The 9,633-nt window shown below is 45.8% G+C and carries 8 protein-coding genes; 3 read left to right on the top strand and 5 right to left on the bottom strand.

Features of this window, described 5'->3' with window-relative positions; translation table 11 throughout:
* The 4 genes from IJJ71_RS08815 to IJJ71_RS08800 all read right to left on the bottom strand — a co-directional run.
* A partial coding sequence (locus IJJ71_RS08815) for a xylulokinase (protein ID WP_296846462.1) occupies positions 1-392 on the bottom strand: 392 nt, incomplete at its 3' end.
* Positions 393-431: 39 nt separating this feature from the next.
* Positions 432-1,442: a LacI family DNA-binding transcriptional regulator gene (locus tag IJJ71_RS08810; RefSeq protein ID WP_296846461.1), complete on the bottom strand. Its 1,011-nt coding sequence runs from the start codon at positions 1,440-1,442 to the stop codon at positions 432-434.
* A 19-nt stretch (positions 1,443-1,461) separates the two neighbouring features.
* Positions 1,462-3,090, bottom strand: coding sequence for a glycoside hydrolase family 43 protein (locus IJJ71_RS08805; protein WP_296846460.1), 1,629 nt, complete (start codon positions 3,088-3,090; stop codon positions 1,462-1,464).
* Between the two features lie 211 nt (positions 3,091-3,301).
* The gene (locus tag IJJ71_RS08800; protein WP_296846459.1) at positions 3,302-3,856 is read right to left on the bottom strand and encodes a flavin reductase family protein; all 555 of its coding nucleotides are present in this window, start codon (positions 3,854-3,856) and stop codon (positions 3,302-3,304) included.
* A 476-nt stretch (positions 3,857-4,332) separates the two neighbouring features.
* Between IJJ71_RS08800 and leuB the strand changes: the two genes are divergently transcribed.
* The 3 genes from leuB to IJJ71_RS08785 all read left to right on the top strand — a co-directional run bounded on the left by leuB (position 4,333) and on the right by IJJ71_RS08785 (position 8,446).
* Positions 4,333-5,427 (top strand): 3-isopropylmalate dehydrogenase, encoded by a 1,095-nt coding sequence (leuB, locus tag IJJ71_RS08795; protein ID WP_296846458.1) that lies wholly within the window; start codon positions 4,333-4,335, stop codon positions 5,425-5,427.
* Between the two features lie 327 nt (positions 5,428-5,754).
* On the top strand, positions 5,755-7,461 hold the full coding sequence (locus tag IJJ71_RS08790) for a DUF5312 family protein (RefSeq protein ID WP_296846457.1): 1,707 nt from the start codon (positions 5,755-5,757) through the stop codon (positions 7,459-7,461).
* Positions 7,462-7,507: 46 nt separating this feature from the next.
* Positions 7,508-8,446 (top strand): purine nucleoside phosphorylase YfiH/LACC1 family protein, encoded by a 939-nt coding sequence (locus IJJ71_RS08785; protein ID WP_296846456.1) that lies wholly within the window; start codon positions 7,508-7,510, stop codon positions 8,444-8,446.
* A 172-nt stretch (positions 8,447-8,618) separates the two neighbouring features.
* Here IJJ71_RS08785 and IJJ71_RS08780 read toward each other — a convergent pair.
* A partial coding sequence (locus IJJ71_RS08780; protein WP_296846455.1) for a glycoside hydrolase family 88/105 protein occupies positions 8,619-9,633 on the bottom strand: 1,015 nt, incomplete at its 5' end.

Genomic DNA, 9,633 nt, shown 5'->3' with positions numbered 1-9,633 from the left:
GTGAGAGCCGGGTTTGCGGTCAATTCGATAAGGCGGCTTGCCCCGACTTTGTTTGTAATCTCTTCACATTCAGCGGCAGTTCTCTGGTCGCACCAAATGATGCTTTTTCGAAGAACATTGCCTGCTTTGTCGAGCATTACAAGACCGTGCATCTGGCCGGAAATACCGATTCCTTTGATGTCCTTTGGATTGATTCCGCTTTTTGAAATCACTTCCTTCATGCTGCCACAAGCGGCATGCCACCAGTCTTCCGGTGCCTGCTCCGCCCAGCCATTCTGCGGCTGATAAAGTGGATATTCGATTGTTTTTGAGGCAAGCGGTTGCCCATCAGTCGAAAACAAAACTGTCTTAGTTCCGCTCGTACCCAAATCAACACCAATTACATATTCCATATTCGCTCCTTTTCTATATTCATCTAATTTTCTTCTATATTAAATTGATATTACCGAATCTCGTTCGATAAATTGTGTTGGAAGCCTGATTAATTTTTCGGGAACAGGCAGCCCCACGATATGCTCCAAAAGCAAATCTGCCGCAAGGGTCGCAATTCCGTCAGCATCCTGCCTGAATGTCGTAAGGCGGGGGCTTGTATAGTTCGCAATCAAGTCATCATCAAAACCGATGATTGAAAGCTGCTCAGGAATTTTTATTCCGTGCTGCTCCGCATATTCCATGACTCCCAAAGCAAACAAGTCCGAAACCGCAAAAACAGCCGTCATATCAGGATGCCGCTTATAAAGAGCCTCGAAGCCTTTTTTGCCGGACTCAACCCTCCATGAATCACATTTTTCAAAATATGTGGGGTCAACGCTGATTCCATTCTCACGCATATATTTGCAGAAGCCTTCGTATCGCTCCTGTGCCGACATAATGAAATCATCTCCAGGTGCTGACAAAAATCCGATTTTCCGATGTCCTTTTGAGACAAGATATTGCGCCGCCTTGTAGCCAGAAGCAACATTGTCACCGATAATCGTGCAGATTCCAGGAATAACGCCATTCGTTGAAACGCACGGAATTCCGATTTTGCCGAGTTCTTCCAGCTCCGAATGCAAAACCGACTCGCCGTTTATGATTACGATTCCTTCGACTGAACGGAAAGCCGCGTGCGCCCTGTAAGAAAGTTTTGTATGGCATGACAAAAAAATGATATCGTAGCCAGAGTTCTCGACACTTTCCTTGAATTTATTCAGAATTCTTGCGAACAAAGGATGACGGAAACCTCGCTGCATACTCGGATCATCGTAAATAATTCCAATCAGATATGTCCGCTTGGTAGCAAGGCTTCGTGCGGCACTGTTCGGCTCATAGCCCATTTCCTGGGCTTTTTCGAGAATCAGTTTTCGGGTTTTCTCAAGAAGATGCCCGGTTCCGTTAAGAGCCTTTGAAATCGTAGGCGCAGAGAATCCTGTGGCTTTTGCAATATCATAAATCGTCGTCATTCTAAACCCCGGTTCTGCCCTAGTGCTTGTCCAAGCCAATGTAATCAAAATATTCAAAATCAGCCGGCTTTTTATAGAATTCGGTGTCCACGCAGAACATTCCTACAAAAGCCCCTGTAAATCCAAGCCCGCCGAATTCATCGGAAAGTTTCGCAGGCTCACAAATCGGACAGATTCTTCGGAAATTCTTTCCGTCCTGAGACCATGAGAACCAGGCCGTTTTATAATCAACCTCAAGTCTGAGCCAGACCGCGCCTTTTTCAAGCTCAACTTCCATGCCCTGCACAAAAGTTATCTCGCATCCATTTTCTGGCGGCATTATCTGATTCAGCTGAAGGATTTTCCCCCTTGTCTCGCTGTGCGTAATCTGCAAGAGATACTGGGTCTCCTCATCGTAACGGTAGCACATACCCGCATACTGCTGAAAATAGTCAGGCTCAAACTCAATTTTTGTCTCAGCCGTAAATTTAAAATCAGTCTGTCGGCGGCAGAAAATGCTCTGCTCATAAAAAGACCACGGAGACTGACCGCCGTACATCCGAAGCCAGCCCGGTCGAGCCGTAAGAGAATATCGGCCACAAGCAGGAGTACGCAGAGTCTTAAAATCAGGATGAATCTCACCTGCAAAAGTGTAATGGCATTTTCCCCAGCCTGGAGCCGACTGAACAACTTCGTTCTCGACAGGAACATCAACATAATCAGGCGGAATATTTGAAAGAGAACCGTCTGTCTGCTTTATGTATGGCCAGCCGTCCTTCCATTCAAGCTCAGCAAAAGCAGTTTCACGACCAAGCACGCAATCCAAAGTGCCGGGAAGAGGCCGACCACAAAGATAAACAAGATAAGTCCGTTTTCCGTCAACAGATGAGCACCAGCTTCCATGACCTGCTTTCTGAATCTTTAAATCCATGCGGCCATAAGAAGAAATCAACGGATTCTGAGGATGAACTTCATAAGGACCAAAAATTGATTTTGAACGCGCGACCGTAAGGGAATGTTCATAAGAAGTTCCGCCCTCTGCCGCCGCTATGTAATACAAGCCGTCTTTTTTATAAAGATGCGGGCCTTCGACCAAGCCGATATCCGTTCCCAAAAAGATTTTATGCCGTTCTTCGCCCAAAGTTTTTGTTTTTGGATCGTACTCGCGCATGACGATTCCAGAGAATTGCCGGGGGCCGGTCTTTCGGAAATCCCATTCCATGTTTATGTACCAGTGCTTCCCGTCATCATCATGGAACATCGAGGCATCAAAACCACTCGCATTCAAAAAAACAGGATCCGACCACGGACCTTCGATTGAAGGAGCAGTCGTTAAAAAATTAGGGCAATCTTTCTGAGGGCCGACATTCCAGTTCCGAACATTAGTATAAATCAGCCAGAAAAGGCCGTCAGAATAAGAAAGGCACGGTGCCCAGATTCCGCAGGAGAATTTTTCACCGTTCATGTCCAAAAGCCGCTTTTCCGAGAGCGGAGACGGAACTGAAGTCCACTGAACCAAATCCTTCGAGCGGCTGATTTCAACACCTGGGTACCATTCAAAAGTCGAATTGGCGATGAAATATTCTCCGTTTGCCATGCAGATTGAAGGATCAGGATGAAAGCCTGTGAGAATAGGATTATTTACACGAACAGTTTTTAAACTTGCCATAATTTACATCAAGCAGCCGGTTGCCTAAACCTCAAAAAAAGTGCAGGCAATCGGTTGCCTATACAATCAGATTACCCGCACTTACTATTTTTGTCAAGAAAAAAAAACGGGGGTAACGCAACCTAGGGAGCGACCCCGATTTCGGGGACAAAACTCACGAGGTGAGTTTTGAGCGAGTCTCCGAGCAGCTGTGCTGCGAAGGTTAGATTCTTCATCTATTCTTGATTTCAAGACCGTCCTTGAATGCGTTACCGACGACTTCGCCAATCACGCGGTAAACATGGAATGAGGCATCAAACATAATCGGCTGTAGTTTTCCCAAGTCAATTTTTCCATCCGTGAGAACTGAGTCATCAACCTGCTGTGCGATAATCTTTCCGCGAAGATATTCCCGCTCCTCGTTCCATTCCGTGACCTCGCACTCCAAAGTGACTGGATATTCTTCAATAATCGGAGCATTGACATGCGAGCTTTTATGGACATGAACTCCGGCCTTTTCAATTTTGTTGACATTGTTTCCGCTCTCAACGCCGAAATAATCCGAAATCTTTACGGTACTTTTTGTTGCGAAAGCCACTGTGAAAGCTCCTGTCTTTTTGAGGTTTTCGGTCGTCTTGTGTTTGGCAAGATAAAGCGTAATCTCCCCGTAATCAGACTGGATGCCCCAAGCCGCATTCATCGCGTTCGGAACTCCGTTCTCGTCATAAGTGCCGATAATAAAAACGCCTTCCGGCACAATCACAGCTTTTTTTGAATCAAATTCCATAGATTCCTCCATACTATCAATTAAAACATAGTTTTACACAGATGTACACAATTATTTATAAGGGTGTTCCCCCGTCCTCCATGTCTGAGCCATGAAGGACGGGGTCGCTATGTCCGCACTTCCGCTTCCGCTTCATTCTTCCATTCACTCCGCTCATTCCAGAACTGCTCCGCAGGTGCTCCCAGCGCTAACACGGCAGCCTCATTGCATAGTAAAGGCCGTCCATTACCGTGTTGCATTTTTTTCATTATCATATTAAAAACATTTACGCGGTTCAGGCGTAGCCTTCACCGAGACTCGCCTAGAAACTCGTCTCACGAGTTTCTTCGCTGCGCGACCGGCTCCCTACACTTTACGCAACGATGCATTACATTGCGTTTCACTCACTATTGTGTTAAAAACATTTCACTTTACGCAACATGATTGCATCACTATAATAACTTTGTTGTTTATAAATCATTTTAACGGAGTAAAATATGGAAAAGACTATCGCTTTGATTCCTGGAGACGGAATCGGTCCTGATGTAGTTGCTGAGGCTGTAAAAGTTCTTGATGCAGTGGCAAAAAAATACGGTCACAAATGGAATTATACAAATGTTCTCGCTGGAGGAGCCGCAATTGACAAATTCGGTCATCCGCTTCCACAGGACCAGCTCGACATCTGTCTTAAATCAGACGCAGCCTTGCTCGGTGCTGTCGGCGGCCCAAAATGGGACAATCTTCCTTCTGAAATCCGCCCGGAAAAGGCTTTGCTCGGAATGCGCGGCGGCATGAAGGTTTTCGCAAACTTGCGCCCGGCCGTAATGTGGAAGCAGCTTAAAGATGCCTGCCCTCTCAAAGATGAAATCGTAGGCGAAGGTCTGGACATCCTTATCGTCCGTGAGCTTACAGGCGGCATCTACTTTGGTGAGCGCGGAACAAGCGAAGACGGAAACACAGCTTGGGACACAGAGAAATACACTCGCCCAGAAATCGAGCGAATCGTTCGCATGGGCTTTGAGTATGCAATGAACCGCCAGAAACGACTCTGCGTTGTAGACAAGGCAAACATCCTCAACTCTTCACAGCTCTGGAGACGAGTTGCAGAAGATATCAAAAAAGACTACCCGGAAGTTCAGCTTTCTTACCTCTACATCGACAACGCTTCAATGCAGATGGTTCGAAATCCACGCCAGTTCGACGTAATCGCAACATCTAACATGTTCGGTGACATCCTTTCTGACGAAGCAAGCCAGATTACAGGCTCAATCGGTATGCTCGCCTCTGCATCTTTGGGTGACGGAACAGGCCCAGGCCTTTACGAGCCAATCCACGGCTCTGCACCTGACATCGCGGGAAAAGACCTGGCTAACCCATTGGCAACAATTCTTTCTGCAGCAATGCTCTTGCGCTACAGCTTCAAGCTTGAAGAAGAGGCAAAAGCAATCGAAACAGCAGTCAATGCAGTTTTGGATGCAGGCTGGCGCACAGGCGACATCGCAGGAAGCCACCTCGCAGAAGTTAAGGCAGCAGGAAAACTCGTCGGAACAAAGAAGATGGGTGAACTTGTTGTTGAATATTTGAACAAATAGACAAGCGCAAGGGATAGTAGTACCGCCGAAGGCGTTCACCGACATCCATGTCGTAACGAGAACTTCGTTCTCGCAGAAGTTATTAACTTTTTAAGGACGCGGCATCCTTGTCGCGAACGGATAATGCAGACATGGTTGGCGGGGAATGGAGCGACAGCGAAAGTGCGGATAGCCCGACCCGCCCGCAAGGGCGGGATGCGCCCGCCTACGCTTGTTTTTGCATTGTTCTGCAAATGTAAAACTTGGCATTTTTCCAGCCCAAACATTCCACATTTTTTTAGTTTACTTTACTTGTTTTATCAGTGTTTTTCTTATAAACTATTTTTTATGGAAAAGCGAGATTCTTTTGACCAAATGGCAAACGGCATTTCTGATGAAGAAAGGCAGAATATCCTTGACCAGCTTAGGCCATACGAAACATACACAAGCGCACCCTTTCAGCCTGTCGATGAAGAACTGGAAAACGACACAGAGCCGCTTGAAATAAAAATCAAAAAAGAACCTTTTCTGCTCAGATTTTTCATTTGGTTAAAATCCGTACTCTCAAACACAACTCAAAGCGCAATTTACAACGAATATAAACTTTCGCTTATTTCACATTATGTCACAAAAAACTTTCCGGGGCTCATACATTACAAGCGGGGGCTTCTTCTGACATCATTTTACGACAGACTCACTGAGCTGAAAGCCTGTGCTGATTTTTTCAAGCCGTATATTGCTTCCGTAGATGACACAGACGGCTCCTTTTATGTATATTTAAGTTCATTCGTAATGCCGGAAGTCACTGAGGATATTAAGACAAACGCTGACCCATATTCAAATCCTGTCACAGCGAACATTCCGCCAGACACACGGTCAAAGCTTTTAAAACAGCTTGAAGCCATATTCGAAACAATTCCTGCTGACAGCAAAGCCCGAATGTACGAAGCCGCAAAAGCAACTGAATGGATGAAGCAATTCATCCGGTTGCCTTATGCAAGGCTCATAACCAGCTTTTCCCAGATAGAATCAAGGCAATTCATTTGTCCGTTCGGCGACATTGAAACTGAAATCGACAATATCACAAGAATTCTATCCAGCGCTACAAATATTCCTGATGAAGTCTTCGAGGCACTCTATCTGTTTGCCGTCCGAAACTCAAAACGGTTAAGCGAAGAAGAAAGCGGCCGCGATGCAGGAGAATTTTTAAGCAAGGCACATTCAAGCCTCGGTCTTTTGCATATGTTCGTGACAAGCGTTCCAGTCCGCTCGGTTGCCCGATTGATTCACGGAGACTCTCAATGGCGCATACTTCCATTCTCAGGTGGTGAAGACTGGTTCGTAAGATATAAAAACAAATGGAAGAAAATTTTCGATCAGAAATGGTCGGCATGGGAAAGTGACTGTAAAAAAGAAGCACTTCTCTCAACGCTCAAAGTCGTTTTTGATTTGGATTCATTTCCAAAATTTCCGGAACGTCCATGGGAAGAAATCTGGGACACAGGTGTACAGTTTGCATACGCATCCACTCTGGGATTTTTGAACTGGTTCATGCGTGAAAAATTCTCAGTCTGCGAACTTGATTTAAAGACTCTGATTGTTCAAGGTTCCTTTAACAAAAAAGAAAATTACACTACACTCGTCGAGAATTTCGGTGCGATGGTTCAGCTTTCAATTTCATTCCAGGAACTGGAGCGTAAACTTTCCATTCATGGCGAAACAGGAGCGATGTTCAACAAAATCCGCGAAGACCGTTCAAGAACCCTGCAGGCTCAAAGCAAAGTCGATCAAATGATGCGTGAGCTGGAAAGCGATGTAAAAAGTCTCATTCACAGATTCGGAGACAATGCCCGCGCAATCAACAATATTCTTCTCGGAATTCTTGGACAAACAAAGGACTCAAGGTTTGACACAGTTTCAAACCTCAGCAAGATGAAGGACAAGGACAACAAGCCTTTAGTTACAAAAATCGAAGAATCACAGCAAATTATCGGAAACGCAATAAGTTTCGTCCTTGAACTGGAACAGCTCGACAAAAAGAAGGCGAAACTATAACCACTCGCTACAAAGAGGAAGTACAATTCCTTTACGCACAAATCCTATGATAAACAAAATTGTCATCAAAAATATACTCGAAAAAACATCTTCTCAAAACGCCAGATTCATTCTGATTCCTTTTTACCGCAATGGTCTGCCGCTCGAATCATCTGAAAGCGAAAAACATGCCCGCTGGGGAATGACTCTTCTTTCGGCGGGAACAATGCGCTTCCGCTGGAACGAAACAAATGAAAACCGCACGAAAGTTCTCAAAGAAATCCTGACAGAAATAAAAAATCCGGTCTGCTCCGGGAACTGCTCAAGCTCGGAAGGTGTTTGCGACTGTAAGCTTAAATCTGTTCCAATCGAGCTGATTCATTCAAAAATCGTCGTTGAGGCAAAGGAAGCTTGTGACACAAAAGGCTTACAGGGAGACGGAATCGTAACACAGAATCCGCTCTTGGTTCCGACGGTGACAGTCGCTGACTGCGTTCCGATTTTCTTGTACGACAAGGAAACAAAGGCAATCGGAGCTTTTCACTCAGGCTGGAAAGGCACGGGAATTGCGGGAGCCGGTGTAGAAAAGATGATTGAATTGTACGGCTCAAAGCGCGAGAACATCTGTGCCGCAATCGGGCCTCACATCGGCAGCTGCTGCTATTTTGTGGATGAGGAGCGCGCCGAATATTTTAAAAAGAACTTTGGCGAAAAATGCGTGGAAAAGGCAACCACTTTCAAAAATCAGAAAGATGAAGAACTTGCAAAACGATTTCCCTACCGGCTCTCGCTCACCGAGGCAAATCTTTCCGTGCTGAGAAATGCCGGCATCCATGAAGAAAACATCGTAGTCACCGAAGATTGCACATGCTGCACAAAATTTGAGAACGGCGAGGATATTTTCGGCTCATTCCGAAGACAGGCCGCGTTTTTGCCACCCGAAGTTGATGCGGACACAAGAAGCAGGAGCATGACAGTTCAGGCTGCGTTTGTAATTAGGAATTAACTGGCAGTGCAAAAACAAACTCTCGGCGGGAACATGGCACTAGAATCCACGGTTGTGCGAAATTAGAAATTAGACTCGCTTCGCTCGCTCGCACAAAGTGGATTCGTGCAATAACCAAACAAGCACAACAACGCAAGTGCTTGCCACCTACGCTTGTTTTTAGATTTGTCACTTACTTTCTAATCAACTTGTACTCATTATATGCGAGGATAAATGGGCCGACACCTTTGGCATCGTCTTTAACGATTGGCTCGCTCAGGTAGTAGGCTACTGTTCCGTCGCGGCGTTTGTTGTTTTCAGGGCCTAGGCCTGCTACCAGACAGATTCCGCCGAGCGAAAGAACTCCGCCCTCGGTTTTGAGATATTTGCTGCAGATTCCCTCAAATGCCTTGATTCCGGCTTTTTTGTATTTTTCTTCGTTTTTAGTGCCAGTCAAAATGCCCGTGCGCAAGCCTTTTAAAAGTGAGTAAGCGAAGATTGAAGTTCCAGACGTTTCAAGATAATTGCCCTCGACATTCGGAAGAGCGGGGAGCTGGTACCACATTCCGCTTTTGTGCTGAAAACGAAGCATTGAATCCTGCAAGTCAATGAACATGGCTTTGAGGTGATTCCAGTTGTCGCTGCCCTTGTCCGGGGCGTGGTTCAAAGTGTCGAGCATTGCCATGCTGAACCATCCGAGAGCGCGAAGCCAGTAATTCTGACAGAGACCTGTGTTTTTATCGCACCAGAAGGCCGTTTTCGAGCTGTCGAAACAGTGGAAATACAAGCCGTCTGCCGGATTTTTCATGAGCTTCTCAACATTGAAGAACTGATTGTAAACATCGTTCTTGTTTTTGCCGCCTTCAAAACTTGCCGTGTACTCCATGTAGAAAGGCAAGCCCATATAAAGGCCGTCCAGCCAAACCTGATTTGGGTAAATCGCCTTGTGCCAGAAGTTTCCTTCTTTTGTGCGTGGCTGAGATTTTACCTGCTCGTAAAGCTTGTCGAGAGCGAGGCGGTATTTTTCTTTTTTGGTGAGCGCATAAAGAGGGAAAAGATTCTTTCCACCGTTGATTGAGTCGATGTTCCATTCTTCTTTATTAAAGCCGTCTATAGTGCCGTCGTCGCTGATGCGGAAATCCTCGTAGTAGTCAGCGAATTTTAGGAATTTTTCGTTCTTGCTTGTATCATAAAGCTCAAGGAGAGCC

It is taken from the genome of Treponema sp., from assembly GCF_017430385.1.
In the GTDB taxonomy this organism is placed as follows: domain Bacteria; phylum Spirochaetota; class Spirochaetia; order Treponematales; family Treponemataceae; genus Treponema_D.
This window is presented reverse-complemented; position numbering and strand designations above follow the sequence as displayed.

What these genes read in the sequence shown, in the direction of transcription:
- IJJ71_RS08805 (WP_296846460.1), bottom strand. Translation starts at nt 3,090, where the DNA reads ATGGCAAGTTTAAAAACTGTTCGTGTAAATAATCCTATTCTCACAGGC.
- IJJ71_RS08785 (WP_296846456.1), top strand. Translation starts at nt 7,508, where the DNA reads ATGATAAACAAAATTGTCATCAAAAATATACTCGAAAAAACATCTTCT.
- IJJ71_RS08810 (WP_296846461.1), bottom strand. Translation starts at nt 1,442, where the DNA reads ATGACGACGATTTATGATATTGCAAAAGCCACAGGATTCTCTGCGCCT.
- IJJ71_RS08790 (WP_296846457.1), top strand. Translation starts at nt 5,755, where the DNA reads ATGGAAAAGCGAGATTCTTTTGACCAAATGGCAAACGGCATTTCTGAT.
- leuB (WP_296846458.1), top strand. Translation starts at nt 4,333, where the DNA reads ATGGAAAAGACTATCGCTTTGATTCCTGGAGACGGAATCGGTCCTGAT.
- IJJ71_RS08800 (WP_296846459.1), bottom strand. Translation starts at nt 3,856, where the DNA reads ATGGAATTTGATTCAAAAAAAGCTGTGATTGTGCCGGAAGGCGTTTTT.